The following is a 26,916-nucleotide window of genomic DNA, read 5'->3' as shown; positions in this document are numbered from 1 at the left end:
CCGGTATTTCCTTTGGGGTATGGATGGCTGAGAACAGTCAAACTGAACAGTAGACGGCCACACCACTGGCTCGCAACAGGGGCAAGAGATGAAACCCTGCTTAACCAGAAGATAAATCCCTATTTAATCGGCTTTTTGAGGCAAGAGATAAAATAGCGAATATTTGCGTAACTCACGCCCGCCTGGCGCGAGTAGCCCAGAATGTCACTCACAAATAGAAATCCTACCTGGCAACACAATATTGTATGGCCACCGTGACCATGCAGCACGGCATAGCCTGTCGGCCCCGAGCCCCCTAGGAGACAAATCGGCGTTTAATGTCTGCGAGCCAGAAGCAGCAAGCGATCCGGTAGCTCTGGGGGTAAGAGATATTCCCTCGGTTATTCACCACCTGCTTGGCGAGTGGCCAACGAATTCGAATCTGGCTGCGGGTTGACTACAGATCGTCTAGCCGTCGATATGGGCGGTATTCCACACAGACCCTCAGAGACAGATCGGCGTTTAATCAACACTTGAAAGGCAAGAGATAAACAGACCGATACTCGAAGCTCCCAGCATTTTCCGGGATCATTCAGGCGTTTACGGGGCTAAAGCAGCCACTTAACCTTGGCAGTTAGGGCAGGAGACAAATAGTGGCTATTCCGTCTGCAACCGCAGCGTTGCCACTGAGGATCACAGGGATTCAGTGTGATACCACAGACAAAACCCAACTTATTGCGGATAGTAAGACGCGAATCACGGTCGTCGACCCCCTCCGCAAAGTCGAACCCGTCTCAATAACAGTATGGGCGGGCTCTGGCACGGCAGGAGATGAAACCGCTGAAAACCAAGAGATAGAAGGCTCTATATTGGAAATTGGTCACAAATCGATCAGATGTGACTCGGTTATCCACAGGGAAAGAAGGCGAGCCAAGAGATAAATCCCTCGTATTTCTCGGTCAGGCAAGAGATGAAGGCAGGCTATTTCAGATCGTGTGACCTCGAAAACAGGTTAAACCACCCGAATCCGGGAGACGAAAGGACCGATATTCGCTATTCGAAAGAGACAGCTTACGCCAAAACCAAGAGATGAACCGCCAACAAATCAGGAGACAGAACACGGTTTATTAGCGGATAACTCCAACTGCTACAGGGGGCTCACCACGCCCCCCTTCTTTCCTTTTCTCCTTTCCCTTTTATTCTTGTTTTCCAGACTGTGACACAGCTGAAGTGCTCGTGTGCTGCGCCCGCCAGCTACCAGCTATTGCAACCATGGAAAGGTCGCCTGAGCCCACTCCAGTCCACGCCCAGCCACAAGCCCAACGAAGAAGAGAACCAAGTACATGGGCCAATTCACGAAGGACATAGCGATGCTGAGTCGACCTTCCAAACGGTTGAGTCTTCGCCGGTAGTAACGGTTGGCGACCTTCAGGCCCTTGGAGTGGTCTTTGGCCAATTCGAGATCGCGCCAGGTTCTCTCTATCGCCCCCAGATGGTAATCACGCTCGATGTTTGGCCAGTATTTATTCAGCTTGAGATCCCCGACAGTGAGGCGAGGATCAGTGCGCCCCTCGATGCCGAACTTGCCTTCATCCCAAATGAATTTGAGACCTGCATTCTCGTAAAATTTGTTGCGTATGCCCTTGTCCTCTTTGGTCATTGCATCAGCCGCAACAACACCTATTGGCACAATGTTGAAGTTCTGATCGAACTCTTGCGCCCAGGCGATGATTTTGTTGAACATGAACGAGCCGATGTGAAGGTTCCGCAAGTTGCCCCGTATCATCACGCCGCCGTTGGTGAGCTTTACTGTTCGACCTTGACTATCCATGCGACCACCCATATCACCAACCGGATCGCCCCCCCGTAAAGCATCTCCAGCCAGGTAGATGGCACGAACTTTTATAGATGCCCGACCGTAGTGCAGCCCACCCGAATGCTCCAGGTGATTCTCACGCTTCGTCTCGATGAGGATGACGTGAGTGCGTTCGTAGCTCCCGGCCTTCACCTGGATTATTTCGAGCTCCGTATCTTTATCGGTAGCCCGGACATTCAGCGGCACAGGCAGCATCACTGCTTCGGTCATGTATTGCTCTCCTAAAGTGCCTCAGCGGCACCCTTGCCCTATTAGGTTTGGTGTTGTGCAAAGGGAAGAAACCTGCACATGGCCCAGGTACTCCCCTTGAGCCTCAAGTAGCGTTGGAAACACAGAGATCGATACCGGGTAACAGTCACTGAGCCGCTCCAACGCAACTTGCAACTGTCAGTTGCTTGCCAGCGCCTTCATCTCTTCGATGTGATCCCAGCCGTCGGCGAGGATGCGTTTATGGAAGTTCTCGACATGGACCCCAGCCAGATCGGCGGGGCTGAACACGACGACAGCAAAACCTTGGACGCGAAGGGTATCGACGAACGCGAGCTGCTCTGGAGTCAAAGTTGGCGGTGTCGCTGGCGCAGTGAAGAGCGCAACAATCTCTGGATACTCCTTCAGGACTTCAGCTGGCGGCATCGAAGGCTTTACACCCACATTGGGGGTGTCGCGCTCATTCATGTACAGCGCGTTGTTAACCGCACCGCCGTGCACGTCCTTGAGCGCGCCAGCAATGTCTCCAGCATCAGAGAAAGCTGAATAGGTCGGTCCGTAGGTCACTTGCCAACGGCGGCCGTGATTGCTGAGCGGAGTGACCTTCGCGTGCAGGGAGAAGACAGCAAATGTGACCTCGTGAGGTTCATGGGTCAGCAGATTGGAATCCAACTGCTGACTTTTGATTTTGCCCAATAGGCTTTCAAGGCGGGCTATTTCCTGCGCTGTTTCTTGATCCTTTGAACAGAAGTCTTTTTTGTCCTGAATCATGCTGACAAGGGCGTCCACCATGTCGCAGATTTCGTCTTGGTTTAATACGTCGCTGAGCATGGAGGTGCTTCCTGTGAGTCCTAAAAAGATACGCCATTGTGAAATATACTTCCCTGCCGATCAAGAAATATATTTCCCGACTTGGCGTAAAAGCTCTCAACGCCTCAGCTGCATCGGCACATGTACGGGGTTCAAATGCTGCTTGTGTGCAATCTGAGTGTTCAAAGTATCTAGGCATTTTGAAATGGCCGCACGCATGACCTCAACGGACAACCTTGGGCTTGGCGACTTCCAGCCAGCGCTGGTCATGAGACAAGGAAGCCCCGCCTGGTACTCGGCCACGGTCTCTTCACTGTCCGCAGAACGGTGAGCCAGCATGCGTATTGCACCAGGATCGATTACAACCAGTTTCCCGCTTGGGAGCCTTCCGAGGTTATCGGTACCCGCATCGATCAGTGGACTCCCCTTGTCCGCCAACAAGACAGCCAATGTGTCGACATCTGCGCCGGTAATGCTCGCGGTATCCACCTTCGGCAAAACTTCCCAACGAATACTTCCAGTTTTTCCAAACGCTGGCGCTTGAAGCATCTCGGCAATAAAAGGGCGAGCCAAGCTTTCGCCCCCACCCAAACGGACAACAAAATCTCCAGCGTCAAGTACGATCGAGCTCGCCCCAGCTCCATGCACCCCCTGCACCTCAACCCCTAGATCCCAGAGTTTTAACTCAAGCAATCGCAGATCGTTTTGAACACCAGCGTTGCCGAGTAGCTGACTGGCAATTGGGTCTGGTTGAGCACCAAAGCTTGTGTTTCGAGTTGCTGACTTCAACAAATCAAAGAGCGACTTGGACGATGTGTTAGCCAGGTCCAAAGCTGGACTTGCTCGTTGAGAGCTGAGGGCGAAGGTTACCTGGTCAGGGCTGAAGACGCGGTACTCGCTATCGCCAGACGTCTCACCATTACCACAGTGGATTGCACCGTCGAACCCCTTGGAGATTAGGAGCGCTATGACTTCTGCATCGTCATAAAATGGGTAAGCGTCAAAATATAGTTCGCCCAAACGTTCCGGGTGACGCTCAAGAAATTCTTCAACCGAATAGAACTCTCTGTCCGGATTGATTTCCTCCATCCAATTCCCAGTGTTCGAAATTCGCTCTGAAAACTTGATTGCGATCCGCATTGCATCCGAGTGACCAAGATGAGCCTCGATCAGTGACAGATCCAGAAATGGATCATCGCCATCACTCGAAAAGGGATTGTTCATCGTCAAGTAGGCTGGATAAATGCGCGGCTGCTGTGCAATCTCAGAGGTTGTATTCGGGGAAATTGCGTAAAGGTTTGCCGCCGACATAGTGCAGAAGGTGTAACTCCCACAGCGAGTCTGCAAAGGCTCATCATGCGCGCCAGCGATACCATGCTCGCCCCGGAACACCAGCAACGGCATTCCATCCTTGCCAGCTAAAACACTGTTGCCGGTGCTGGCGCTGGCGGAACCTTTGTGCCCAGGCAAATTGACGCGGGGTATATGGGGGAGTTGTGCGTGAGTCATTGAAATCATTCCGGGCGTCGATGGCGGGTTTATCGCTGTACTGGGGCGGGGGTGATGGACTCCGCCATTCGCTGAAGCCGGTGGCGTTCGCGAACACGCGTCAGTGAGTCTCGCAGGCTGTATCCGTTTCGCCGCCAGCAGCTGAACCACACGAGATTTTTATAGCCGTAGATCCTGGTGATGTAAGCGGCTGTGCCGCCACACACCGTCGCGTAATGTGAAGCTCGCTTCATGGCCAAGCGCTCCGCGTGCTGCTCACTGTTGAGGACTGCAACTACTCCGCATTACCGGCCCATCTCACCCATCGCCGACTTACCATCGGACCCGGTATTGGCAAGCGCCATTGCATCACCAGGTCGTGCCTTATTGTCGCGAGACTCCGCTGGCGCAGGTCTTTCCCGCTTCGTGGTACCACCAAAAAACGCGCCAATTTGCTGCTCGACGTCGGCAAGTGAGATGGCCATTTGAGTTCTCGATTTGTAGGGTTTAGGGAGTTACACGCTTATCAGCTGAGGGAATGCATGAGATATCTGCTCCCCCCAAACTAGAGAGATCCAGCCAGCAATTGCCAAATAGGGGCCATACGCGACAGGGGTATCAATCTTTGAATGCTTAGCGGCCATGAAAGCTCCGCTCACCAGGACACACAGCACCGCAGAAAGTAGAACGGTGAAAGGAATAACGCCCCAGCCCCCCCAAGCACCGATCATCGCCAGCAGCGTGAAGTCTCCCCTGCCAAGCCCCTCTTTCCCGGTTACCAGCTTAAAAGCCCAGTACAACCCCCACAGGGATAGATAGCCCGCTACTGCGCCCATAACAGCGTTCTGGAGAGATGTAACGACGCCGTAGCAATTGATGATCAACCCGGCCCACAAAAGCGGCAGTACCAGAGAGTCCGGCAATTGTTGGTGATCGATATCGATCAGGCTCATCGCCAACATGCCCCATGTCAGAACCATCAAAAACATGGCCTGCGAACCAAAACCGAAATGCCAAGCAACAACGGCTGACATCACGCAACTGGCAATTTCAACGATTGGATAGCGCGCGCTGATCGGCGCTTTGCAGTTGGAGCACTTGCCCCGAAGGCCGATATAGCTCAAAACTGGGACGTTCTCCCAGGCACGTATCTGATGACTGCATCGGGGGCACGCCGAGAGTGGAAGCATCAGGTTAAACCTCGGGCCCGCTGGCGCTGGAGGCAACCCAAGTTGCTCCCGCGCCAGCTCAGACCATTCGCGCTCAAGCATGAGCGGCAGGCGATAAACCACGACATTCAGAAAGCTGCCTACCAAGGCCCCTATGACGCCTGCAAAAATGACAAAAGCCAAACGGCTTTCTTCCAATAGCTGATATGCATCCATCGCAACTGCTCGTTTATTCGGTATAGATCAACTATACCAGAGTAGCCGCCACCGCAAGCGACGCGAATTTTAGTTCATGCCGCAAGCAATCAGGGAAATATACTTCTTTATTACTTATGAAATATGCTTCACAATAGGCGCACCATAACGAACAGACGCTGGAGACCCGATGAGCATCAGCACCGCAGTTGAGACGATTGAAAAAGGCGACAGGATCGAGGTTTGGCTTGGGGATGCTCCGGAAGCTGTTGTTGTGTGCGAAATTTCCGAAGGCGAGACAATCCGCACCTTTCAAGTCAGTCACGCAGGCGTAGCGCTCGAATTGAACGTGCCACGTGGTTACTCGGTGAACCTCTGTTGCTAGTTTGCAGCCCTGCGCAAGGCAGGGCTGTCGAAAGCCATCTTCCTCAAGTAGGCTTTCGACAGTCGCAGACTCTATGGGAACGGCTATCAGCATGAAATTGTTCATTGAAGGCCACAGCGTAAAGCATGGTTACGCGGTTGGCGTGCAGTACACCGCCCGTGAAATCAGAGCGCTTCCCGGTGTAACTGAGCCTGATTCCCCTGTTCGGTTTTTCAACAATCGCCGCCGTGCAGAGCGCGTTATTGGCCGCTTCAATCGCCGCTTCGCAACCGCATAGGAACAATTATGAGCGCTCAACTCAACCGCATTGCCGCCCGAGGCTTCACTGAAGGGAACCTCACCACCCTCGCTGCCGATCTTATTGCATGGCGCAAAAACGGGAATCTCTCAAACGCCCGCAAGTTTCACGAATTGGTAAAGCTTTGTGTTCCATTTGCCTCGGCCGGTGATGAGTATCAAGAAGCCGAGCGAATGATAGTCACGTTCTCCCTGGAACACGCCAGTCGTATCGATGCCATGCGTGCACAGCTTGAAAGCCAACGTGTTTTGTTCGACAGGCTCAGAACTCACTTGATAGACCAAAATGCCTTGGCGGACTTTGGTCCAGAGCTATTCAAGATCATCAACAGCAATGAGCCTGCGCAGTAAGGAAATTATGCTTGGACGCTACCGATGAGGTTCGCCAGATCCTTCATGATGCCAAAGCTCTGGCGAGGCGTTACTACCACCTCACGGGCAAGCCTCTGGGCGTCACTGGCGAAATTGCCGAGTACGAGGCGGCGCGGATTCTTGGCTTACAGCTTGAGCTTGCCAGGCAGGCCGGTTACGACGCTACTGAGGTCAAGGATGGATTGCCTGTCAGGATTCAAATCAAGGGCCGGTACTTTCCGAACGTTCGCCTTCGTGGTGGCCGGGTCGGTTCTATCGACTTGAACCAGCCCTTCGATACCGTGCTCCTGGTGTTGCTGGATGCGGACTACAACGCGTTCCAGATTTATGAGTCCGAAAGGCCTGCGATAGAGGCGCTATTGAATAGGCCCGGATCAAAAGCCAGAAACGAACGTGGATCAGTCGGCATCAGCCAATTCAAAGCAATAAGCACGTTACGCTGGGAACGAACCGCAGTGTGAGAAGGGAGGGGAACAAGCCGGTGAAGCGAAAGAAGGTTTTGGACTGCTACCGAACTGGCCATCATTCTTGGCAGCATTTATGGGCATGCAGATTAGCGTGTGGACATCAGGTCACGGCGCGGGGCAAGAATGGTTGGGCACCTAAAACGGCAACTTGCCCACACTGCCTATAACACACGTCAGGTACAGGGAAAATCAAATGGCAACTTCGAGCCTCACCCCGCCGCGCTTACCATCGCAATCTAACTGGCTAAAATTCATTGAGCTGGAACAGGCGGGCAACAAGGAATGTTATGGCGGATCGGAGTATCCGCTGTTTTCAGATGTAGGGGTCCGTGGCGAAATAGCTAGCGGGCTTGGTCCTTATGCGCTTCTAAATGCACTACCCATGGGATCGGGGACCAACGCCAATATCGTAATGGTACTGCGGTCCTTCATTTTTGAAGGGCAGGAACGTGTAAGCGCATCTGATCTTCTAAAAACTGACGTCAAACGCTTTCATGGTGGTTACCTCCCAGAGGAAATCACAGCACTCACTTCGCTGGCGCTAGGTATTCGGCTGAAGGCTGGCGACGCAAATCGTTACTTTGATGGGAGTGATCGCCTTGGGCGTTTCGTGACATACAGCTCCCGCCCGTCGCCATCCCTTTCAGTCAACCCCGAGCGCCCAATCATACCCACTCCTAAAGATGTCTTACTGGACGACATCCAGGTGCGTTTAAGAACAATACCAACGTTGAATGCTGGTCTCTATATTGAGCTGGTTAGGGCTGCACGAGCATATCAGGACGCCTTATGGATTTCTGAGACCGAGCCCCATCTAGCCTGGCTGCTCTTTGTATCCTCTATCGAGATTGCAGCGAATGCCCAGTTTTCTTCTGCTGGTTCGTCGACTGAAAACCTCAAGGAGCTTAAGCCCGAGCTGGCCAGAATGGTCGTAAATGCGGGTGGAGAGGATTTGTTGAACGAAGTCGCGAATGATCTTAAGGGGTTGTTTGGATCGACCAAGAAATTCCTGATGTTCTGTGAGGCGTTCATGCCGACAGAGCCGTCTGAAAGACCCAGCTTGGAGTGGATGAAGATTGAGTGGACTTGGTCTGGCCTTCTGCCAATCCTGAAGACGGTTTACACACTCCGTTCGCATGCATTGCATGCTGGTATTCCGTTCCCCGCCCCCATGTGCCGACAACCAGATCAGTGGGGTGAGGATAACGTACCAGCTGAGCGCGCTATCACCTCACTTTCGGTTCAGACCATGAACGCCCAATGGGTACCTAAGGACGCACCGATTACCCTCCATACATTCCAGTATTTCGCCCGAGGCGCGCTTCTGAATTGGTGGGATCGGATTTCTATCACTGCTTAAGCGGTGAACGTGAGGAAGGATAATGTTCTACAAAAGCGTTAAAGCCGCATGGGCGGCCGGAATGGTTCGGGTAGGGCTACCGGCTGTTGGCCATGGTGAACGAGCCACAATCGAAGGAAAGGGTTTAAACGCTCTGAAGGTAGCCTGTCTCAGCCGTGCAGAACGGAAATTATTGGCAGACCTAGCAAAGGGTGACGCGCAGCTAATCTTGAGCCTTCCCAAGTCGATTGGGGATTGGACGACAGAACAGCGTGATGCTGTCAGACGCTTGATCACGTCTGTTGGGCTTCAAGGAGAGGACAGCCCGCAAAGGGCGTTGCTGGCGTTGGAGGGTCGTAAATTGTTCAGGTCAAAGCTACCTCATGATCGCTTTGCGACAGCCCGTGAAAAACCCGAAAACACATAGGCAAGACTGCGCCTCAACTATTTGAGTGGTGAGCGGTGGGCTTGGTTACCCAAACCCTATCACCGAGACTTGCCATAGTCGCTATTTCGAACGCTCACCAGTAAACACACCTGGAAATCCACGGCTTACGTTTCCGGGCGAATCAAGATCAAAAGGCTGCGGCTTTTTGAAATTGCGCGGCAGTCGGTTGTTCGGTGAAATTTTGGCCAGATGAAGCGTCCAGTATTCGCGCCATTTGCCCTTTGGACGGGTCATTTCTTCCACCACCATCCGGGTAACGCTGGACTTTCCGGCCCCGCCCCTTGGGAAGTGGAGCTCGCTCAGTTGAAGCTTGAACATGCGTACTTACTCCTTAATTCGTCCGCTCATTATGTGACCGCTCAAGGGTGTTCGCAAGCAATATATTTCCCGATGCATTTGGCATTGTGTGTGCTCCATTTGGGAGAACTCCCTCACCAGCTTAACGCGACAGGGAAATATATTGCTTTACCAGCAGGGAAATATATTTCACAATCCGGCAACTTTTCTACCAGTCGGACTAGCAGCCATGACTCACAACAACGAGCTTCAAGCACTCATTGATCAGACCCGCGCACTCGGGGCCAATGTGGATATGGTGCTGTGCCCCTACTTTCAACGCCAGGGCTACGAGGTGATCCAGACCATTCAGCTCACTGGCATCCAAGGTCTGGGCCCCGGCGTGATGCAGCCAGTTGAAGCAGCTGAGAAAATGCGCGAATTGATCACCAACACCATGCCATCTCAATCAACCCCGACCCAGCGACCCTACTATGAGGCGCTGGGCGACATGGGGCTCCCCTCTGTGCGGCTGGCCCGCGTCATCGGTGAGCTTAACCACACGCTCTGTCGTCAGGCGCTCGACGATGCCCTGCCTTCGGTTGAGCAAGTGCTGGGGCTGAAGGCGGTAGAACCATTACACTACGGCTGGCCGATCTACGAGTCGTTTGGCCTGAAGCGAGCAGAAGCCAAGGCCAGCCCTCAAGCGAATCTACTGATTAGCTCCGGGGCCAATCTCAGCCTGGATTTTGTTACGCGCTACCAAGTATCAACAGCTACTTGATCTACTGAAGGGCTCGGGGCGTCGTCAGGCGCTCCAACACATACCGCATATGCGCCTCAGCAAGCGTCCATATGTCGTTCTGGAGGGCATCACATATGTCAGGAAGCACACCTATCGTCTGTCCGTACTGCGGGTCACCCGCCGCCGTTGCGAGCCCATCAAAAGGGCAATGGTGTCCTGCGTGCAAAAACGGAACGCAACCTCATTAAGGCTATGAGCCCAAACCAACAAACCATAGAAAGGCGAAAATAATGACTGACGACAAACTGCTGGAAATCAAAGAAGAGCTGGATGCAGCGCTGGCGGGCGTGGGCCCCAATGTGGGCATTGCATTCGGGACAGAGCTTTTTGCCGAGTTTCGCCAACGAGGCTGGCTGAAAATGGAGGTGTTCGGGATGCTGGGGACTTCGGTTTTTGCCGAGAAAGTACCTGCGTACAACCGCACCCACTTCGCTTTCCCAAACTGGGAAATACCAGATTACGCCTTCAAGGTTGGCATCGAAAAAAAGGATGCCTAGGAGTGCTGTGATGAATGACTTGGATGCAGAAAAAGCAATGGGCTTTCTGAGCCTCTACCATGACGACACCCCGGATAGCCTTGACGATAGCGATCTTGTTTGGGCACTCGAACTGGTGGGCAAAGCGAAAGAAGCATTCAACGGGGCGATTGAGAGTGAGGAAAGCCGAAAACTATTCAATCCCCCGGCCATGTCACGCGACCCGCAAGAAATCGACGAGCCCTTTGAAGTGCTGCTGAAGTGCCTCTCGTATTACCTGGACGGTGATTACTGCGAACGGAAACCCCATGACCATGAGTTTCTGATTGCGTTGGCAGTTCTTGCCGTGTTTGAAGCACGACTGCCAATCGAAATCGCTGCACGCGAGCAGATCGAGGACTAGGCAGGACATACGCGGAACACCGCCCCGTCGTTGCGGGGCTTGGGCACTGAGCCAAGTCAGATCGGGAAGCGAATAGCAACATGAACGCAGCCGAAGAACGCATGCTGTTAGAGCTTGGAAAGAACGACTGTCGACGCTTGATTGATGCCGTGCGGGCGAAGTGGCTGATCATGGAGGCAGTTGGTGGCTTCAGCGCCAACGGCGGCAGCCTGGACGATCCACGTCATCGCCGATTTTCGCGCGCCGCCCTGGCATCCATGATTGCCAGAGGCATGATTGAATTACGAAAGGATGTAGGCGGTACACATCCAGAAAAGTGGTACGGCCTAACCGAACTTGGCCGCAAGGCGTATTTAGCATCTGTTGACGGAGTCTCGCAGCACACCCCCCTCTAGCGAGCTCAATTCCTTGATCCCGCGATTAAAACACTAGCACAGGCGGGAAATATACTTCTTTACACAGAGAGAAATATATTTCACAATGGGCCATGTTTTAAAGCCCCTTCAAGGAAAGTAACTATGTCTCCAGCTACCAAGGCCCAGCTCGATCAAATCTATCGCAACACACACTCCGACTATAAAGGCGTGTTTGAGGATGGCGTTCGCATGATCCTGGTGTGTCGCGGCGCGACTTGCCTTGTTCCGCTGGAGGAGCTCACAGCCGAAGAAATTCAAAAGCGCCTCCCGTCCCAACCGACCAATAAAAACTGAGGGGATTCACGATGCGTACTTCCGTACCCCAAGCAACACAAGAACTGATCACCAAACTTCAAGTAATACACCGCAATCTGATCTGGGGGACATGCCCGCTCGGAGATTACAAGCAGTGGGCGGAGAGTGACGCGCCGGAAACGCTGGTTTGCTTCCGCGTGGATGAAAATGCGGACGACATGGTTGACCCTTTTTCCACCATTCTAGGCGACGAATGCGCCCCGACCCACTGGGGAATGTCTTCGGTAGCTGCCGCACTCGTTCGCAAGCATAACAAAGTGTTCGCCAGTGGGACTCGCCCGGAGATCACCGCCTACGCTGACTTAGGGCAAGGTCGATTGATGAAATTCCACGAAGTGATCGCTGAATATCAGAAGCTGCTTGAAGCCCATCCCAACAAGGCGTTGGTCATTGGCGAAGGCAACGTTGCCGTTCTTGAAGGTGGAGTAGTTTTCGGTGCGGCGCTTTTGATCGACTGTACTCCAGAGGTCGATAATCTTTACGACTTCGACCGCAACGCTTTCATCTGTGATGAAGGCCGTTGGGATGACGAGACCGCCGAACAGCTGCTGGCGCGAATACACGCCCCGACCTTCATTGACCTCTGATTTGTCAGCGAGGACTATGATCGTCAACGGCCCGGGTTTTGTTTGAGTCAGTGAAATATCCGGCCCCCAAATTGCGAAAGGAGAAGCACATGTCTACATCGGATCGAGTCATTGGAACGGAGGAGCCCAACTGGCTCATCCAATTTGCAAACAATGATGGTCAACCGGCCGAAGTGTCTGTCTTCGCGGATAGCTACGAACTGGCGATCAGCAAGGCCTCCGAGAAGGTCAGCACGCAACCTGGTGGGCTGTTCTATTTCAAGAACGCCAAGCAGCTTCGAAAGGAATAGCGCATGACACCTGAGCAGCTTTTCGACTTCGCGAATGGTTTTGCCAGGAACGCTGAAACCGCTGGCGCTGGCACCACCTATCCCACCTTCCGGGATGCTGCGAAGCGCTTCAAGGTGCGCCTCGACCAGATTGAGCAAGCCTGCGAGGATTGGGATCAATCTGGCGGTTACATGCAGCCAGCGGTCGGTGTAGGCGGCTCTGGCGGGGCCACCGCATTCGCATGCCGTGGTGATTGGTTGGTTGAGGCCTACCGATAGCCATGTCTCAATGAGCGCCAGCAATGCTGGCGCAACCCCAATGCAACAACAAATGCATAACATTTTTCAGAAGAGGCAGCTGAATGGGCTCGACCACACACCCGGAAGTAACCATAAAGGCGATGGCCCGCCATACTGCTGAAATATCGGCTGGGGGCAATGGAACGCTAGCGTTTCTAAAGGCCTATCGCGATGCTTACGAAGACCTTGCCCGTGGAGAGCGTGGTGTCCCTGAGTACATGGCGACATTAGACCAAGCGATCCTGAATTGGGAATCCGGTCGCAAACCAGACTTTAACCAGATTGACGCGCCGATCATGGATAGGATTCCAGTCACGTTTTTAGAGAAGCTTGTGGATCGAATCACTACCTGGCGCAAGGCTGATCGGAACCGCTGATACTGGGCAGGAGGCGTTGCATGACGGCGCTGCCCAACTTCAAGCGGCTTCGACCGATCCAGAGGTAGTATCTGGCCCTGTAGCCCACTGAATCATCAGCCTGGCACCTCAGGACCAGCAGCCAAATCCCAATTTGAAGCGGTGTAGGTTTTTCAGGGAAAATGTCGATAACCACGAAGGAACTGGGCTGTAGAGGATGATGATCTGTGCGAGACCGTAATGAGTTAGGGAGTACTCGAAACACTGATGACAAAGTGAAAAGTGCCTATTACCAACCCAAGGCATTTCGGAGAGATAGTGAAGGAATCGTGAGCGGAGGCAAAGCACATTCCCCTCCACAGCGCGCATCTCGACAAGCATGGCCGAAGCAAGTCATCACGTTGAGCCCTTGGATGTTTATCTTGGGGGCTGGGTTAGGATTTCTATTGGCCTGCCTCTTGTGTTTGCTTGGGTCGTCGATCTTCGATACTGGACTGAGCTTGATGCGACCTGTCGCTGGTTTTTTATTTTCTATTCCTCGCTAGTTGAAGCAAATCAAAGAAAGCTCCCCGCTCCACCTGCACGCCCCCTATAAAGCTAGCGCCTACGGGATTATCCAGTCACAGCTATTTGCAATCCTCGCATCACAGCGACCGCACAGGAAAAGAGCATGGTCATTGCAGCAACCAGTGAATTCGCCCGCCAGTCCAAGGAGATCCTTAAGCGACCACGCTTGCAGGATCTCATTTTGCACCTGTCAGACGCCCTAACCTATCCGTTCGACCTGGGTACTCAGCTCGTTGAGATGGATGCCGCCACCTACAACTACACCCTCACGCTCATGTGGTCATTCCGCATGAACGGTGGCCCCAAGGATCAGGCCTTTCTTGACCTGGTACAGCAGGTGACCGAACTCCGAAAGGAATCGAAGTGAAACAGGACCGAGCAGTGATTTTTGCCAGCACGCTTGCCAGTGTGCTGATTCAGTTCCGCAATGCTGTGGAGAACAAAGACCAACCCCGCGCAAACATCTATTACGTCTCAGCTTTCAGCCTGATCATCGGGGCGACTATCAGCGGGGGAATGGATCAAGCAACCGGCAAAGAACTCCTCGCCACGCTAGAGGAGACAAGGGAAGCATTCATGCACACCTTCGGCGAAGCGCCTAGCGCTCCCGACATCCAAGTCGAATAACCCCGTAAACTCCGCCCCGGTACTCTGCTTCTTCCTTGCTGGCGCTCGACCAGCAACCCCACTACCTGCAACAACAAGGACACGATGTAATGAGCCAGATCAACACAGAACGCACTTACAAAATCATTGGCGGCGACAAAGCCGAGGGGAAGTTTTCGGTATTCCCCACCTGCACCTTGCAGATCGACCTGCTTCATACGCTGATCAAGCTGCGAGCACCGTGCAAGTTTCTCCGCTTCGAACCGCACCTGGTGGCGGGTCAAATCGACGCGGTTGACGTGAGCTACGTTTCAGACCACGAGTCTTCGATTTTTTGGATCGTTACCATCAGCAAGGAAGACGCCACTGAGCTTCAAGGGATCATCCGAGCGGCAGCGGAATCGCTGGAAAGACTCTTGAGTGAAGGCCTGTCGCGCTAAGGAGTTTGCTGGCGCTACAACGGTGCGGGCAGAACCAGCATAAGGTAGACGCTGATTCACCACGCACACAAAAAACCCCGAACAATGTCGGGGTTTTTTTTCACTTGAAAACGGGCGGTCAGCACCACTCCCAATGATCAATTGATATGAATGAACCACTCTAGGCCTGGTGCTGTTAAAGCCTCGATTTCGGCAGGTGCACCGCAGTCAACCCCGTGAATTAACTGGGCCAATCCGTTAGCAGCCTTCTTGGTCGAAAGTTCTCCGGAAGCAACTGCCTGCATAATTTCATTCAGCTTTTTTGAAACAGCATCGAAGTCGTCGTCTGTTAGCACTGGTGTGCGATTTGTCATGATCAGCTCTTTAGTTAGCCGTCATGCGGCGCACAAGTGGCGCGCCATGAACCGGCTGGAATTAGGCGCTATGCGCTCTGTGATTGATTGTAGGCCTTCTCAGCCTCACTCTCATAAATACGGTCACCCGTGGTGGCGTGAACCACCCAAACTCGCCACCCGTTCATGGCAATTTTGCTGGCGCCAGCCAGTGCCGTTTCACGCGTGAGCGGGTTACTCGCGTTCCTCGTATGGGCGCTGAACATTGCCGGGTTACCAGCAACGTATACCAGATCCCACACGAAGGCCGATAGGTCGAGCAGCGCGGAAATGTCCTTGTCGCCAGTCCAGTTCCAGAACGGTCGCAGAGAGGTTGTGATGCGGCCCGCCTTCTTCATGCGACCAATCAGACGATCCGCTACTCGAACACAATAACTTCCCGTGCGGTCGCTCTCGACAGCCCCAACAATCAATTCAAGGTCGCTGGCGCGAAACACATCAAGCTGCATGCGCTTGATCACCGCCAGCTCAGTTGAAACCGGAACCTCGATACCTTCAACCTTCATCCAGTGCTGCTCCTAGTTATGTCTCCCGGTTGTGTTGGGTGCCTGCGCAGTAAGCGACCCCTTGTGCTTCACAAGCGTGCCCCTGAGTCACCACTTACGGGCATCAGCAGGACGCACTGGTGTGTGACCATCCCAGCCGACGAAGTACGGGCCATGCCCAGCAGCGACAAGCTTAGGCACCCAAATTTTTACCACGTCATAGTCGTCCTGCTTCTCATAATGGAGTAATGCCAGACTAGCGATTGCGGCAAGCGTGTACTCGCCTGTTTGCACTTCAAACGTCTGCTCTTGGCCGCCATTGATCTGAATGCAAAACTGCGTTTTTTCTGACATGTATTTCCTTTGAAACTACCTGTTGGGTGTAAAAATCGGGACGTTCTAAGGCCTCGGCCCCGCACGATGGCGAGGCTTCGGGTGAACCTGGGTGACGTCCCTTAATTCTTCTTGGCTGCCTTTGCGGCCATCTTGTTGACCATCTGGACCACATCTTCACCCGTCATCGAAGGGGTGAACGATCCAGCGATCATGCTGTCGGCTTTTGGGTTCGGGAAGAAGATGTTGAACTTGCTCCGATTCAAATCAGACCTGCCAACGCTCGCCTCAACGCCATCGGCAAACAGAATCCGAATCCGCGCGCCATCAACGTTAATGTTGGTGATGCCTTCGACTACCGTCAATTCTTTGATATCGGCAGGATTCATGTCTTGATCACTGGTCATAGCACTTTTCCGTTAATGGCGGGTTGATTGGCGGCGGTCAACGCGTCGCGATCAAGGACAGAAAACAACTCGTACCCCTCCGGCGTAACTTCTCGCGCAGTTGCTAGCGCCCGAACTACTTCGATATCGTCGGTACCGAGGTCTTTTGAACTGATGGTAAACGTTCTTTTCCCCCACTTTGGATCTAGGCGGAACGCGTCAGAGGGCAAGTACCCTTTTACTCGGTATTCCAAAATAAAAAATGCCATGACGGTTTTCCTTATATCGATCAATGCCCCAGCAGCGCAATGACCTGGTGCTTTGTCAGGCCTACGCCGAGTTCTTCAGTGCAGGTGTAAATAACCCGATTGCCCGCATCATCGAAAATGACGCTGTGACTGTCGTACAGGCCGACCTGGCCCTCGTCCAGCTCTACCACCCGGCGAACAGTCCATGTGCGCTTGTAGCGCAAGGGAACGTTGCTCACGCGCTCGCGGTGCTGTTCAGCCAGCAGGCCGTTTCGGTAAAGCATGTTCGGGCGCTCGATTTGCATGGGTGTGGCCATGTCGATTTCCTGTTTACCCGCAGTTCCCATCTTCCAGCTCAATCAAGCGGTCTATTGCCCGTAACCGACTGGCACACTCATCCTCGACAGCTCGACGCAGGGCGCGTAACGCCAACGCTTTGGTCGAGAAGAGGCGGAGAGCCCCCTTGCAGTTCACTCTTTTCGCAGCTGCCGGATCGCCTGTTCCGTGCGAAGTGGCCGTGCTCCAGCCCTCGCAGACGTAGGGTCGAGAACTGGTCAAAAAGAACAAGAACCCTCGGGTTGTATCACCGCGATGGGGAGGATCAATATCCGGTTCCACATCATCAGTGATGTGCAACGCCGCCTTGGTCAACGCCTGTTCGACTTGAGCTTGCTCACGCTTTGTCATGGTCGTTGCTCTACCCTTTTCGTGGCCTGAGTTCTCATCATGCCGCCAGGCTGATCATACCGCAGGGACATCTACCAGGGCTTTGACCGTCTCCAAGAATGGTTTCGGGTTGGCGCGAAACGCTTCCAGTAAACGGCTTTCTTCTTCGGTCAAAGCCGATGCGGCTCGTGCGCCGGACAGAACAAACTGGACATCCCCACCCAGCTGACAGAACTGAAGCAACACATCCCCACTGGGAACGCTAGCTCCACGCTCATATCGGCACCACATTTCGCGGGAAATGTCGCAGTGCTCGGCAATCTTTGCCTGGGTATAACCTAACCGCTGGCGCTCTTCCTTCAAGCCCTTGGCATTGATCATGACCTTTCCTCTACTCAAAATTGAAGTTCGTTGGCGCGTCAGCCCAATGAGGCTGGCGCGGTAGTTCAGATATTCTGCGCAAGTCGTGATCTGGAGACCCGAACGCGGCACGCATGCCAGTAGTCAGTCGCGCCCGGTGACCGCGCCAAGGATCTACGCCAGAGAAGCGCTGGCCAGCTCGCTGACAAGCGAACGCAAACACTTCAGGCATCGAGCCTATTTCTCAGATCAACCTTGCCGCAGAGTCCTTGGCCACCGCTGAAGGATGACCAGGACCTCAGCGGTTCACGCAGAGCGCTGAAGAATTAGATCGGCTTGCTCATCGCAATACGCTTGAAAGCCATCGAGCCAGTGGTAAGCCAACACATCGCCACCCTCACCCACCGCGAAGCCCTCAACCAAACCGTTGTAGATTGTGCAAGCCGCTGGCGCTCGTGGGCGTCGTGTCACAGCGGCCGCGTAACCCGCGTCACGCGCCTTGACGATGTTTTCGGGGGAGACCTTCGGCAGTGTTGGCGCAGGGATGCACCATAGGGCGTAGTACTCGCCGTGTTGATCCTTGCGCTTCACAGCCCAGACCAAACGAACGCCTTTGGCAGTGGTTTCCGGAACTTCACGACCGATGATCGAGCCCTGGTACTTACCACGATCCAGACGCTCTTTTTGGCAGGCCGCCAAGGTGCCGAACGCGTCTGGTTTGAAGAGGCTGGCAGTTATGGCTTTTTGGGCTTCGGAGTTGCTGAGAACGTTCATCGCTGGATCACCTGGATAGCTTCTGATGACGGGTACACAAGGTATCCGTTCCGATGAGCCATTATGAAATATACTTCACACCATTACAAGCAATATATTTCCCGCTTCTGGTTGGCTAGTGACCCCGCGTCATCGCTGGCGCTCGGTTCAGAAGTGAAGCGAACCCTTTCATACCGGGGCCGGAAGCCCGGCAAGGTTGCGCTCGATCCGGGCAAGCATCTTCCGTACGCCCGGCGTGCCGATTCTTCGACGTGATTCGCGCCACCAGACCCCAGATATCCGGGAGTCTTGCCAGCAGGATCGCAAATGAATGTGGCCAAACCTGAGGACTTCCTTCGCCTCAGGCACGATGGCCAGCAGCTCATGGACTGCTACCGCGCAAGCAGTCTCCAGGCACATTGAACCAGCCTCCTGAAACACTCGCTGCGCACCACATAAGGGATGCGAATAACACAGGCGCTCACGATGCCAACACCGGTCGTAAGGGTTCCAGTGTTGATAGCTGGCGCTGAAAGCATCCGGGTGCTCGCTGTCAACCTTCCCAAACACGTAATCAGGCCCTGTATAACCGACCACCTGGTAGTAGTGCCGGACACGCCTAAGGATCAGTGCGGATGCGATGCGCGCATCTTTGCCAACCATCAAACAGCTATCCACGCCGCCAATGCTGGCGCGCACAATGGCGCGCTCCAGTGCGGGCAGCTTTCCATAAGAAAGGGCCTCGGCCAGTGTTGAACTGGCCGCAGGCTTACTGTTCTCAAGATTCGACATGGTCAGAGCCCACCACTGATCAAACGAGTTATGCCAGCAGGTGGCGAGCCGCAGCGGCCTTCGACGCGAAGAGGTGTGCGACGAGTCGGCCGTCATAGAAAAGGTCTTTATCGCCCACTAGGCGCGCGTCCTGAACGGTGTATCCGCGCGCCTCCAGATCGGCAATGGACAGCGGCTCTTTCGACCAGCTCCGCTTGTCACCAGTCACGCAGTAAAATTTGTCTCCGTTTCCCATGTTGCCTCCGAGCAATTGCAGGCCCTGCATAGAGCCTGGCTGAGTGGTAGAAGAAATGTTGGCGGTCAAAAACTCAGTACGCGGTCGCCACGCAATGCCCGTGACTCATCCGGTACTCACGAACACGCTCATCACTCCAGTCGGCGAACTTTTCCTTCGCCTCACGGATCTTGACTGGCAGAGGCATTGTCCCGAAGACGCCATAGTTCTTATTGACGGTCTTGGTGCCGGTTGCCGTAGGCACAAGGACAACCTCTTTGTCCCGATGCTTTTCAAGTTTTGCCGCCTCCAGCCCCACCCAGACATCTAGATGTTCAGCGTGAAAGCGACGGAGGTATTCCAGTTCCTCAAGGCTCAGCCAAGGGCAAGAGCGGCAGTTGGACGGAATCGGAACTGGGAGGCCTTGCCCGGCGATGTATGCCTGACAAGCAGCGCGATCCATGCCCAAGTCAATTAGGGGGTAGATGTTATGAATGCTGTCCCGGTACCACCGGTTCGGATTCTTTGCCGGATCTGCAACACGCCGCTCCTCACCCTTGGCGATACCGATCATCACCTGAATTTTCCCGTGCATCATGGCGAACTCGCGGATGCCCTTTTTGTGGTGGCATTGCACGCCGTACTTCTTGCTCAACCAGTGCTCAAGAAAGCGATAGATCGGCTGCAATTTCAGGCGGTCGGTGCACGTTTTGGGGAAGGCCTTGGAGCCGATAGTGTTCTTTGCCTGGAAGAAGTTCAGGAGGCTTGTCCAATCGCCCTGATGCCAACCCATATCAGCAGTGAGGAAGTTAAATTCAATCCCGTGAAGGGCGCAGCGCTCGCGCACCTTTTGGACGTGGGCGTAGGTCTCGGGGAACTCATCCCCTGTGTCGCTCATCACCACCATAAAATCGCGAGGTGCATAGCGAGCGCGGAAGGACGCGTCGTTGATGTAAAGCTCAAGCAATGCTGTTGAATCTTGGCCACCGCCAAAGCTGAGCACCGTCAAAAGCGGCTCAGCGACGGCGAAGAGATCCGCCTGACCAGGTAAGGCTTGGGCTGGCGCTTGCGTCACGACAACGGGGAAAACGATTTCTGGAATGATAGAAGCTGTCGTGTTGCTCACGCGATGTACCTTTGATAGTGCCTAAACGATGGAACTCAGCCGCCCTAGCAAGCGGATCACCGAGCCCCAATACCCACCCTGCCCGCAAAGCGCCGTTTATGCGCCGAAGTAGCCGGGCCCGTACTCAAGGTTGATGGCGGCCAACGTAGCGCTGATGATGCGCAGCTCAGCTTCAAGCGGTGCCGCTTTGGACTGGTCTTCGATCCACGACAGCGCCTCTGCCAACTCATTCGAGTGGAATTTCAACGCTTTAACAGTGGCTTCGATGGCGCTGGCCCCGAACATGGAGGTTTGGCTATCGGTTTTGCTGCTGACCTGAGTACTCATAATCTGAACTCCGCGTTTTTCGTTTTGATGCGCCATTGTGAAATATACTTCACTGCCAGTCAAGAAATATATTTCCCTTGATGAGATTGTGCGTATGTGAAATATGTTTCATACTTGGATTCACAAATGGCAAACAGCTAAAGCCATCGAAGCAACAGCAGGAGCATCCGAATGAACAATGCACATACCGATATCGACGCAGCCAACACATCTGAGGAGCTTGACGAACAAGACGCTGGTGGCGCGAGCCAACCTGAAGACGGGAACAATCACGAGGGTGCTCTGGCCAACGCTGAAGCGGCGGAAGGCTCGGATGGCTGGATTGAGTTTTGTCACCGTGGCGAGCGCTGGTCGTTCGACGCGGACCAACTGGCCCAATGGGACGAGGAAGAGCAAGAATTTCATTTCCACTCGTACCACGGGATTGCCGATCCAACCGTCGATTCCGTGATTGGGTTCATCACAGAGTTAACGGCCTAAGGGTCACCGCCGCCCCTCCCCCTTGGTCGAGGGGCGGCAATAGGGTGCGATTCCAGCCCACTCCATCAGGAATCTGAAATGCTCAATCAAACACCGGCAGGAGCAGCAAAATGCACACCGCACGAACCGATATCGACGTGGCCAAAATTGCAAAAGAACTGCACGAACATGAGGCTGGCGGCGCTAGCGAATCCGAAATGGCGAACGCCTACGAGTTTGTTCGTGCGAATGCGGAGGCCGGGGGCTATTCGGACGAGCTGGAGTTAGCAATTCAACGTATGACGTACGCCAAAGCCTTGGCTTCGTATCGAACGCTTCTCGTGGGCAATCCAGGCCAAGCATTGAAGATTGGCGATGAAAATGCTGCCCTGATTGTTGATGATCACCTTTGTGCCGCCCCGTTGCTGGCGCATCCCTCAGGGATGGTGCTCGGAAAAGCGTTCGATTTTGATGAAAGCGGATGGGATAGTGATAACGATTGCTGGGATAATGACATGAGCACAAGCGCCACCACTTTCTACATTGCGCATCCGGTATTTTCTGCCCTTGATATGCCCATGGAGTTCAAGCCCGCCCGGCAGTGACTTGCCTGCACCAGGTCATGTATTGCTGCACGAGGAACACTCCCAGCCCTGCCCTCAAAAAGCAGGGCCGAGGACGTAGAAGGGCATCATTTTGAGTGTCTACACCTAAGGAATTGAGCAATGACAACCAAGCCACGTGATGAACAAGTACAACACAACCATGCTACTCGCGGGGGTCAAGGCAAGACCTCCGATTCGATGGCGGCGATGGCCAAGTTTCTCGAATCTGAAGCCCGTAAGCCCGACTCTTCCAAGGAATCGAAGTAAAAAGGAAAGGACCGCCATAAATGCACTGCCAAGTGCAGGCGCGCGTAGACAGGCCATACGGCGGGCTGACCTGGGTAAAGCGGGTTGTTCCACCCGAAAAATATGAAAACAGGTCAACTAAAAATGATGAAGAAAATAGTTTTGCTGCTCGCGCTGGCGAGCGTAACTGCTGGAGCGATGGCAGAGGACATTACAGGCGTCCAAGTTCATGCCGCTGTTGAAAGGCAGGGGTGTCGCGATGTGAGTGGCATGGCGCGCGCGCAGGACGGCAAATTGTTGACATGCGTTGATCCCGAAAACGTGTGGAAGCTCGCATCAGATCCCACTGCCAAACACCTTTGCCAGAAGAATGGCAAAACGACCAATCCTGACGGTACTACGGTGCAGTGTCGCATCGAAGGCGGAAAAGTTGTTCCCATAAACTGAGCAACTTAATCATTACCAGGACGTTGTTTTCCCGACAGGGAAACTGAAACGGAATCCGATTATGACCTTTGAAGATCAACGAGCGAAAGAGCTTGCGAGCCTGGGCAATCGCCTGACCTCAATTGAGGAAAGCAGCACGCTGGAGCAGTTGGCTGAGCACGCCAACCACGCGTTTGACGCCGTGAACGAACTGCAAAACTGCGGACTGATCAGCCGTCGCGAGCGAGTGTACTGGGGCGAAGTATTCAACGCGACCAGCAATGAGCGTCTGACCACGCTGTAACAGAGGAAAGGTCCCCATGCTGTTAAACCGCCCGGACATGATCTACCGCAACGGCCTGCTGGCGGAGCAACACCGCGAGCGCGTGAGTGACGTTCCTTTGCACTACAAACGCACTTGGACCGTTCACCGGGTGCTTGAGCTGGACGAGTCTCAAGTCGCCCACCACGAGCGGCACAGAGTCATCACTGACGACGCGGGCAAGCGAGTAATTTACACCTGCACCGACGACGTCGGCGCGGGCCTGACAAAGCACCAGGTCATCGCCCTGCTCGGGTAGTAACCAGCTCAAGGAAAAATGAAGATGCGTAGTTTTGGGCAAACTGAGTCAATGTTGATCGAGCGTGCTGCCTCTAAGTTGACTAGCAACACAGATCAAATTGTGAGATTGGCTCAATATGAACTCAGGAAGGCCGGGAGCTGGAAAGACGAGGTCCGTCTAGACGTTTATATGCACAAATCCTATAGCGGCACCCGATGCAATCGTTTACTACACGGCGTCCCGTCCCCGCGTTTTTGGGCTTCCCCAGTTAAAAACATCGTCTGGATGCCAGCGAAGGATATTTTGTATTTTTTTGCTCCGAACCAACTCAAAGACTCGGTTCCTGATTTGGTCAGCGAGGATGATCTAGCTCAATGGCTGGGCAACTTCTCATCCACTAGATTCGAGGATCAGTTGATCCAGGCGTTGGTAGAAAACGCGCGCGCAGATGCAAGCCGCTATTCACACGCAGGACTTGCTTACGGTGTGGCCGCGCATACTGGCGCGTTAATAGATAAGCATGCGTGGTTCACAAATCAGAGATCTATGACGCTGGCCAACTCAGCGCCAGTCTGGCGACCAAAGAAAGCAGGATAGGTGGACTTTCACCCATCCATCCCCCGCCTTGACGCACCTATGCTGATCCATCTGTCGTCCTAGCCGAGCTCAACCCCAACATGCAGCCTCGACAGCGGATTATATTCGGTATAGTAGATCTATACCGTACGACATCACTCCTGAGCGAAAGACCATGAAGCCCACGTTGACGCTGACAGACTTCCTGCTTCACATAGGCCCCAATGGGGATAAGGACAGTTGCGCCCTTCTGCATCTGCCTGGTGATGAGTGGATCGAAGAGGGATATTCCTCAGTTAGGGCCACTTCTGCGCAAACATTTGATGTGGAGCTGGTCACGGCCTCGAAAACGATTGTCCTGTCTGGTGTTCTGTCGCAGCACGTGAACACAATCCGAGAGCAAGGACTGTTCGTCATACAGCGCAAAAGTCCTCAAGAAGATCCTGAGTCGATCCTTCTGGAGTGGCGCGCATGCTGAACATTTCTACTTTTCTCTCGCGTGGTGAAACTTCCCTTTTTTCGTCAAAGAAAAGCCTGCTACGAAACTTTGCCGCAGCCGTGATTATCCCGATTGCGATTGGTGCTCTTACAGCTTGCTCGACTCCCGCCCAGTACGCTGCGTTGGCTGGAGCGGATGGCGTAAATTACATCGGTGCAAGTACCAATGCTTCAGCCGCAGAAATTCACACAAGCAGTGACGGCAAGAATGTCGCGTACGCAGTAGACGGCAACTCTCTCGCGTTACAGGCGATGCTTGACCCGAGCTTGAAAAACATCCGTGTTGCGTCTTCCACATCTGGTGTTCTCGACCAGTTCATTTCCAGCTTGCCAAGCCCTCTCAAGGCTACGCCTCTTGAGGGCCAATTCAGCGGCGATACACTCGGTACGGTGTCGGCCGAGCACTTTGGTCACAGCTTGTATGAAGGCTCGCCTGACGGCGTGGCCTACGCGACACACAGCGCTGAATCGGAGTCTGTATGCATCGTCCTGGCAGTTGGTCTTTCGAGGAAAACATCGGCGAGCGGCGAGCATGCAAACTATGTCGATTATAGCGACAGTCTGTATGTCTCTTCTGGTGGTGTCAGTGACGTGGCGACGATGATTCACGAGCTGACCCACTGCCAACCCAACACAGTGCTGGCGCTTGATGACCAGCCGCTGTCCGTCTACTACGAATCCAGCGTTCGAGAGTTACGCTCTGATCTTGCCGTTGTGCTTTACGGCGCATCGCAAACGGGATCGTTTAAGGAAGGCCTTGAGATGATCACCGCATTGCGCGGGGCAACTCCACAGAAGCCACCCTTCTCGCTGACGGCTCTTGAAGCGCGCGTACAGGGCGAGCTCAAGATAATGGCAGCCAATGGGCTTATCAGCGGCCGAGGAGCCTCAGGAGCCGCTGCCCAGATCGAGGTAACCCCTAAGGCTGAACACAAAGGTGACGGGCTGAGCTTTATAACCCGATCTCGGGAGGCTTTGGCGGCGATAGGTGCTGGGCTGGTCGGGAAGAGCGAAGAACCGTCTGTGAAGCTTCGCGGGCCAGGTATGTGAAGGAGATAGCGTCAATCACTTCGCGCGGCCGGAATGCCTGGCCGCCCCCATCAACGGTTGAGCAGTGAAGGGTGATAATCATCACCGTAAACTTCACGTAGCGCTAACTCCATGCGCGCCCTCGCCAAGGGCTGAGCTGATTTCGTAATGCTCCAGTCAGGGCCGAAGTCAGCTTCCATCAGTTCCTTGAATCGCTCTTGAGCTTTCTTCCCCCGACTTATGACCACGGTGTAAGCGTCCCAGTCATCTTGAATACGCGGGTCGAGTTCAAAGAACTTCTCGCAGAGTTCCTCAGATGCATCTGTTTCAGCCAGGATGTAGGCAATACGGTCGCAGTCGTTGGCGTTCATCACATAGTTCCTTGATAAATCCCACACTGGGAATGGTGAAACGTCGGCGGCTTGGCCTCGACTTATTGGCTGGGCAGATTCACCAGGACATCAAATGATGCTCACCACCAGCGTTCACTGCTGACTCGCTTCTTGCAGTCCTCATACCGCTCTTGGTCTTTTGGTATATGGCATTCTTCCCAGGTCGACCAAGCGCTCTTCAAAGTAGTGAGGACTCCTAGAGGGATACCAAACATTGCCACGAGGGCTATAACGATTAAAACGATCTGCAATCTTCGGCTCATCTCACCCTCAGTCTTATGCTACCCACCAATTACTTCGCTTTAGAAACCTTTGCGCAGATCGGACTGCCATTCGGGTTGTGAGGACGAATGATCTTCAGCACGTGGTCAACCTCGGCCACAAACCACGCACACCCTTTTGAGTCACTCAGCGTTAAGCCACGTTCAACTGGAATGGCGTCCGCCAGCGTCAACGCCTGGACTTCTTCAGAGACTTGCCCTTCCCTCGGGAACCCCATTGCATACGTCGCCAGCTCCACGTTAGTGAGCACCGCATCGTTCAACATGTACCCTCCATGCCCATCACAGCTGATCGCAACAGCATTAGTGCTGCCAGCCTGTCGGGCGAGGATTGGCTCGTGGGTAATTACGTCAATGCCGCCGATACGACTCCGGCCCGCAACTATTGCCTTCCCATAATCGCAACTTACGTCTGATTTTACGTACTGATCTGCTACGGCGCTGAAATCAGCTGGTACGTCATAAGCACTTGCCTCAGCCGTAAACAGCATGGATGCCATCAGACACCATTTTTTCATCATCAAAATCTACTCCCTATATCTGTAGCCCCGCATAAAGCGAGGCCGGTAGATGCGCTTGCATCAATCCTTTTTTGAGTCTTGACGTGGGTAAACTTCCCCTGAGTAAACACGGCTCAATGCACTTTCCCCGTTTTTTCCGAGCTGGAACTGGGCTGAACATTTCACACCACCCTTAGGCAGGGCGGCATATTCACCCTGGTCTATCCTCAAGACGTTGTAACCCAACGGCGCAGCGTCAGCGTCTGCAATACCGCGCAAGTTGGAGACGCATTCGTCCCGCTCTGTAAGAAGCCCCGATTCGGCCTGCGCCAAAGCGGACAGGCTCAGCAGAGCAACCGCGAAAAACGCTTCCTTGGTAAATTTACACATTGCATGAACTCCTGATTAATG

The 26,916-nt window shown here is 53.9% G+C and carries 47 protein-coding genes; 26 read left to right on the top strand and 21 right to left on the bottom strand.

Annotated features, from left to right (window positions below):
* Positions 1-1,240 precede the first annotated feature (1,240 nt).
* The 5 genes from AC3IUE_RS34120 to AC3IUE_RS34100 all read right to left on the bottom strand — a co-directional run bounded on the left by AC3IUE_RS34120 (position 1,241) and on the right by AC3IUE_RS34100 (position 5,745).
* Positions 1,241-2,065 (bottom strand): hypothetical protein, encoded by an 825-nt coding sequence (locus AC3IUE_RS34120; protein ID WP_489269360.1) that lies wholly within the window; start codon positions 2,063-2,065, stop codon positions 1,241-1,243.
* Positions 2,066-2,242: 177 nt separating this feature from the next.
* Entirely contained in the window at positions 2,243-2,893 is a 651-nt protein-coding gene (locus AC3IUE_RS34115) for a hypothetical protein (RefSeq protein ID WP_489269358.1), read from the bottom strand.
* A gap of 96 nt (positions 2,894-2,989) precedes the next feature.
* Positions 2,990-4,381 carry a hypothetical protein gene (locus tag AC3IUE_RS34110; protein WP_489269356.1) on the bottom strand — a complete coding sequence of 464 codons (1,392 nt, stop codon included), beginning with the start codon at positions 4,379-4,381 and terminating at the stop codon, positions 2,990-2,992.
* A 284-nt stretch (positions 4,382-4,665) separates the two neighbouring features.
* Positions 4,666-4,845, bottom strand: a complete 180-nt coding sequence (locus AC3IUE_RS34105) for a hypothetical protein (protein WP_489269354.1) — start codon at positions 4,843-4,845, stop codon at positions 4,666-4,668.
* A 30-nt stretch (positions 4,846-4,875) separates the two neighbouring features.
* Positions 4,876-5,745, bottom strand: coding sequence for a prepilin peptidase (locus AC3IUE_RS34100; protein WP_489269352.1), 870 nt, complete (start codon positions 5,743-5,745; stop codon positions 4,876-4,878).
* A gap of 169 nt (positions 5,746-5,914) precedes the next feature.
* Between AC3IUE_RS34100 and AC3IUE_RS34095 the strand changes: the two genes are divergently transcribed.
* The 5 genes from AC3IUE_RS34095 to AC3IUE_RS34075 all read left to right on the top strand — a co-directional run bounded on the left by AC3IUE_RS34095 (position 5,915) and on the right by AC3IUE_RS34075 (position 8,605).
* On the top strand, positions 5,915-6,109 hold the full coding sequence (locus AC3IUE_RS34095; protein WP_489269351.1) for a hypothetical protein: 195 nt from the start codon (positions 5,915-5,917) through the stop codon (positions 6,107-6,109).
* A 91-nt stretch (positions 6,110-6,200) separates the two neighbouring features.
* Positions 6,201-6,386: a hypothetical protein gene (locus tag AC3IUE_RS34090; protein ID WP_489269349.1), complete on the top strand. Its 186-nt coding sequence runs from the start codon at positions 6,201-6,203 to the stop codon at positions 6,384-6,386.
* 8 nt (positions 6,387-6,394) lie between these two features.
* Positions 6,395-6,757: a hypothetical protein gene (locus AC3IUE_RS34085; RefSeq protein ID WP_489269347.1), complete on the top strand. Its 363-nt coding sequence runs from the start codon at positions 6,395-6,397 to the stop codon at positions 6,755-6,757.
* 11 nt (positions 6,758-6,768) lie between these two features.
* A complete protein-coding gene (locus AC3IUE_RS34080; RefSeq protein WP_489269345.1) occupies positions 6,769-7,239 on the top strand; it encodes a hypothetical protein in 471 nt (156 codons plus the stop codon).
* 199 nt (positions 7,240-7,438) lie between these two features.
* Entirely contained in the window at positions 7,439-8,605 is a 1,167-nt protein-coding gene (locus AC3IUE_RS34075) for a hypothetical protein (RefSeq protein WP_489269343.1), read from the top strand.
* A gap of 487 nt (positions 8,606-9,092) precedes the next feature.
* Here the strand turns inward: AC3IUE_RS34075 and AC3IUE_RS34070 are convergent, their stop codons facing one another.
* Entirely contained in the window at positions 9,093-9,350 is a 258-nt protein-coding gene (locus AC3IUE_RS34070) for a hypothetical protein (RefSeq protein WP_489269341.1), read from the bottom strand.
* Positions 9,351-9,558: 208 nt separating this feature from the next.
* On the opposite strand from AC3IUE_RS34070, the gene AC3IUE_RS34065 reads away from it, so the two are divergent.
* From AC3IUE_RS34065 to AC3IUE_RS34010, 12 genes are all read left to right on the top strand, one after another.
* A complete protein-coding gene (locus AC3IUE_RS34065) occupies positions 9,559-10,092 on the top strand; it encodes a hypothetical protein (RefSeq protein WP_489269339.1) in 534 nt (177 codons plus the stop codon).
* A 251-nt stretch (positions 10,093-10,343) separates the two neighbouring features.
* A complete protein-coding gene (locus AC3IUE_RS34060) occupies positions 10,344-10,610 on the top strand; it encodes a hypothetical protein (protein WP_489269337.1) in 267 nt (88 codons plus the stop codon).
* Between the two features lie 10 nt (positions 10,611-10,620).
* Positions 10,621-10,992, top strand: a complete 372-nt coding sequence (locus AC3IUE_RS34055; protein ID WP_489269335.1) for a hypothetical protein — start codon at positions 10,621-10,623, stop codon at positions 10,990-10,992.
* Between the two features lie 80 nt (positions 10,993-11,072).
* A complete protein-coding gene (locus AC3IUE_RS34050; RefSeq protein ID WP_489269333.1) occupies positions 11,073-11,387 on the top strand; it encodes a hypothetical protein in 315 nt (104 codons plus the stop codon).
* Between the two features lie 123 nt (positions 11,388-11,510).
* Positions 11,511-11,702, top strand: coding sequence for a hypothetical protein (locus AC3IUE_RS34045; RefSeq protein ID WP_489269331.1), 192 nt, complete (start codon positions 11,511-11,513; stop codon positions 11,700-11,702).
* A gap of 11 nt (positions 11,703-11,713) precedes the next feature.
* Entirely contained in the window at positions 11,714-12,310 is a 597-nt protein-coding gene (locus tag AC3IUE_RS34040; protein WP_489269329.1) for a hypothetical protein, read from the top strand.
* 89 nt (positions 12,311-12,399) lie between these two features.
* Positions 12,400-12,600 carry a hypothetical protein gene (locus tag AC3IUE_RS34035; RefSeq protein WP_489269328.1) on the top strand — a complete coding sequence of 67 codons (201 nt, stop codon included), beginning with the start codon at positions 12,400-12,402 and terminating at the stop codon, positions 12,598-12,600.
* Between the two features lie 3 nt (positions 12,601-12,603).
* Positions 12,604-12,858: a hypothetical protein gene (locus tag AC3IUE_RS34030; protein WP_489269326.1), complete on the top strand. Its 255-nt coding sequence runs from the start codon at positions 12,604-12,606 to the stop codon at positions 12,856-12,858.
* Positions 12,859-12,941: 83 nt separating this feature from the next.
* Positions 12,942-13,256, top strand: coding sequence for a hypothetical protein (locus AC3IUE_RS34025; RefSeq protein ID WP_489269324.1), 315 nt, complete (start codon positions 12,942-12,944; stop codon positions 13,254-13,256).
* Between the two features lie 649 nt (positions 13,257-13,905).
* Positions 13,906-14,169: a hypothetical protein gene (locus AC3IUE_RS34020; protein WP_489269322.1), complete on the top strand. Its 264-nt coding sequence runs from the start codon at positions 13,906-13,908 to the stop codon at positions 14,167-14,169.
* A complete protein-coding gene (locus tag AC3IUE_RS34015; RefSeq protein WP_489269320.1) occupies positions 14,166-14,429 on the top strand; it encodes a hypothetical protein in 264 nt (87 codons plus the stop codon). The genes AC3IUE_RS34020 and AC3IUE_RS34015 overlap by 4 nt, the downstream gene beginning before the upstream one ends.
* Positions 14,430-14,518: 89 nt before the next feature.
* Positions 14,519-14,848, top strand: a complete 330-nt coding sequence (locus tag AC3IUE_RS34010) for a hypothetical protein (RefSeq protein ID WP_489269318.1) — start codon at positions 14,519-14,521, stop codon at positions 14,846-14,848.
* A 137-nt stretch (positions 14,849-14,985) separates the two neighbouring features.
* Here the strand turns inward: AC3IUE_RS34010 and AC3IUE_RS34005 are convergent, their stop codons facing one another.
* The 12 genes from AC3IUE_RS34005 to AC3IUE_RS33950 all read right to left on the bottom strand — a co-directional run bounded on the left by AC3IUE_RS34005 (position 14,986) and on the right by AC3IUE_RS33950 (position 20,930).
* A complete protein-coding gene (locus tag AC3IUE_RS34005; RefSeq protein ID WP_489269316.1) occupies positions 14,986-15,201 on the bottom strand; it encodes a hypothetical protein in 216 nt (71 codons plus the stop codon).
* 68 nt (positions 15,202-15,269) lie between these two features.
* Positions 15,270-15,746 carry a hypothetical protein gene (locus AC3IUE_RS34000; RefSeq protein ID WP_489269314.1) on the bottom strand — a complete coding sequence of 159 codons (477 nt, stop codon included), beginning with the start codon at positions 15,744-15,746 and terminating at the stop codon, positions 15,270-15,272.
* Between the two features lie 87 nt (positions 15,747-15,833).
* Positions 15,834-16,079: a hypothetical protein gene (locus tag AC3IUE_RS33995; RefSeq protein WP_489269312.1), complete on the bottom strand. Its 246-nt coding sequence runs from the start codon at positions 16,077-16,079 to the stop codon at positions 15,834-15,836.
* Between the two features lie 101 nt (positions 16,080-16,180).
* Positions 16,181-16,465, bottom strand: coding sequence for a hypothetical protein (locus tag AC3IUE_RS33990; protein ID WP_489269310.1), 285 nt, complete (start codon positions 16,463-16,465; stop codon positions 16,181-16,183).
* Positions 16,462-16,713, bottom strand: a complete 252-nt coding sequence (locus tag AC3IUE_RS33985) for a hypothetical protein (RefSeq protein ID WP_489269308.1) — start codon at positions 16,711-16,713, stop codon at positions 16,462-16,464. Before AC3IUE_RS33985 ends, AC3IUE_RS33990 begins: the two co-directional genes overlap by 4 nt.
* Positions 16,714-16,733: 20 nt before the next feature.
* Positions 16,734-17,009, bottom strand: a complete 276-nt coding sequence (locus AC3IUE_RS33980; RefSeq protein ID WP_489269306.1) for a hypothetical protein — start codon at positions 17,007-17,009, stop codon at positions 16,734-16,736.
* Positions 17,010-17,433: 424 nt separating this feature from the next.
* A complete protein-coding gene (locus AC3IUE_RS33975) occupies positions 17,434-17,739 on the bottom strand; it encodes a helix-turn-helix domain-containing protein (protein ID WP_489269304.1) in 306 nt (101 codons plus the stop codon).
* Between the two features lie 285 nt (positions 17,740-18,024).
* Entirely contained in the window at positions 18,025-18,492 is a 468-nt protein-coding gene (locus AC3IUE_RS33970) for a hypothetical protein (protein WP_489269302.1), read from the bottom strand.
* A 168-nt stretch (positions 18,493-18,660) separates the two neighbouring features.
* The gene (locus AC3IUE_RS33965; protein WP_489269300.1) at positions 18,661-19,263 is read right to left on the bottom strand and encodes a hypothetical protein; all 603 of its coding nucleotides are present in this window, start codon (positions 19,261-19,263) and stop codon (positions 18,661-18,663) included.
* Between the two features lie 28 nt (positions 19,264-19,291).
* On the bottom strand, positions 19,292-19,567 hold the full coding sequence (locus AC3IUE_RS33960; RefSeq protein ID WP_489269298.1) for a hypothetical protein: 276 nt from the start codon (positions 19,565-19,567) through the stop codon (positions 19,292-19,294).
* Positions 19,568-19,571: 4 nt separating this feature from the next.
* Positions 19,572-20,603: a phosphoadenosine phosphosulfate reductase domain-containing protein gene (locus AC3IUE_RS33955; protein WP_489269296.1), complete on the bottom strand. Its 1,032-nt coding sequence runs from the start codon at positions 20,601-20,603 to the stop codon at positions 19,572-19,574.
* A 96-nt stretch (positions 20,604-20,699) separates the two neighbouring features.
* Positions 20,700-20,930: a hypothetical protein gene (locus AC3IUE_RS33950; protein ID WP_489269294.1), complete on the bottom strand. Its 231-nt coding sequence runs from the start codon at positions 20,928-20,930 to the stop codon at positions 20,700-20,702.
* Between the two features lie 171 nt (positions 20,931-21,101).
* Between AC3IUE_RS33950 and AC3IUE_RS33945 the strand changes: the two genes are divergently transcribed.
* The 9 genes from AC3IUE_RS33945 to AC3IUE_RS33905 all read left to right on the top strand — a co-directional run bounded on the left by AC3IUE_RS33945 (position 21,102) and on the right by AC3IUE_RS33905 (position 25,353).
* Positions 21,102-21,410, top strand: coding sequence for a hypothetical protein (locus tag AC3IUE_RS33945; RefSeq protein ID WP_489269292.1), 309 nt, complete (start codon positions 21,102-21,104; stop codon positions 21,408-21,410).
* A gap of 110 nt (positions 21,411-21,520) precedes the next feature.
* Positions 21,521-21,994 (top strand): hypothetical protein, encoded by a 474-nt coding sequence (locus AC3IUE_RS33940; RefSeq protein ID WP_489269290.1) that lies wholly within the window; start codon positions 21,521-21,523, stop codon positions 21,992-21,994.
* 120 nt (positions 21,995-22,114) lie between these two features.
* The gene (locus AC3IUE_RS33935) at positions 22,115-22,261 is read left to right on the top strand and encodes a hypothetical protein (protein ID WP_489269288.1); all 147 of its coding nucleotides are present in this window, start codon (positions 22,115-22,117) and stop codon (positions 22,259-22,261) included.
* A 123-nt stretch (positions 22,262-22,384) separates the two neighbouring features.
* The gene (locus AC3IUE_RS33930; RefSeq protein ID WP_489269286.1) at positions 22,385-22,687 is read left to right on the top strand and encodes a hypothetical protein; all 303 of its coding nucleotides are present in this window, start codon (positions 22,385-22,387) and stop codon (positions 22,685-22,687) included.
* A 61-nt stretch (positions 22,688-22,748) separates the two neighbouring features.
* Positions 22,749-22,970 (top strand): hypothetical protein, encoded by a 222-nt coding sequence (locus AC3IUE_RS33925; protein ID WP_489269284.1) that lies wholly within the window; start codon positions 22,749-22,751, stop codon positions 22,968-22,970.
* Positions 22,971-22,986: 16 nt separating this feature from the next.
* A complete protein-coding gene (locus AC3IUE_RS33920; RefSeq protein WP_489269282.1) occupies positions 22,987-23,247 on the top strand; it encodes a hypothetical protein in 261 nt (86 codons plus the stop codon).
* A gap of 24 nt (positions 23,248-23,271) precedes the next feature.
* On the top strand, positions 23,272-23,826 hold the full coding sequence (locus tag AC3IUE_RS33915) for a hypothetical protein (protein ID WP_489269280.1): 555 nt from the start codon (positions 23,272-23,274) through the stop codon (positions 23,824-23,826).
* A 154-nt stretch (positions 23,827-23,980) separates the two neighbouring features.
* Positions 23,981-24,283 (top strand): hypothetical protein, encoded by a 303-nt coding sequence (locus AC3IUE_RS33910; RefSeq protein WP_489269278.1) that lies wholly within the window; start codon positions 23,981-23,983, stop codon positions 24,281-24,283.
* Positions 24,277-25,353, top strand: coding sequence for a hypothetical protein (locus tag AC3IUE_RS33905; RefSeq protein WP_489269276.1), 1,077 nt, complete (start codon positions 24,277-24,279; stop codon positions 25,351-25,353). The genes AC3IUE_RS33910 and AC3IUE_RS33905 overlap by 7 nt, the downstream gene beginning before the upstream one ends.
* Before the next feature lie 50 nt (positions 25,354-25,403).
* Here the strand turns inward: AC3IUE_RS33905 and AC3IUE_RS33900 are convergent, their stop codons facing one another.
* The 3 genes from AC3IUE_RS33900 to AC3IUE_RS33890 all read right to left on the bottom strand — a co-directional run bounded on the left by AC3IUE_RS33900 (position 25,404) and on the right by AC3IUE_RS33890 (position 26,895).
* Positions 25,404-25,703: a hypothetical protein gene (locus AC3IUE_RS33900; RefSeq protein ID WP_489269274.1), complete on the bottom strand. Its 300-nt coding sequence runs from the start codon at positions 25,701-25,703 to the stop codon at positions 25,404-25,406.
* Positions 25,704-26,016: 313 nt separating this feature from the next.
* Positions 26,017-26,526, bottom strand: coding sequence for a hypothetical protein (locus tag AC3IUE_RS33895; protein WP_489269272.1), 510 nt, complete (start codon positions 26,524-26,526; stop codon positions 26,017-26,019).
* A 60-nt stretch (positions 26,527-26,586) separates the two neighbouring features.
* Complete coding sequence (locus AC3IUE_RS33890) at positions 26,587-26,895, bottom strand: hypothetical protein (RefSeq protein WP_489269270.1); 309 nt, start codon at positions 26,893-26,895, stop codon at positions 26,587-26,589.
* Positions 26,896-26,916 lie beyond the last annotated feature (21 nt).

The organism is Pseudomonas sp. GL_093 (assembly GCF_057837605.1).
This window is presented reverse-complemented; position numbering and strand designations above follow the sequence as displayed.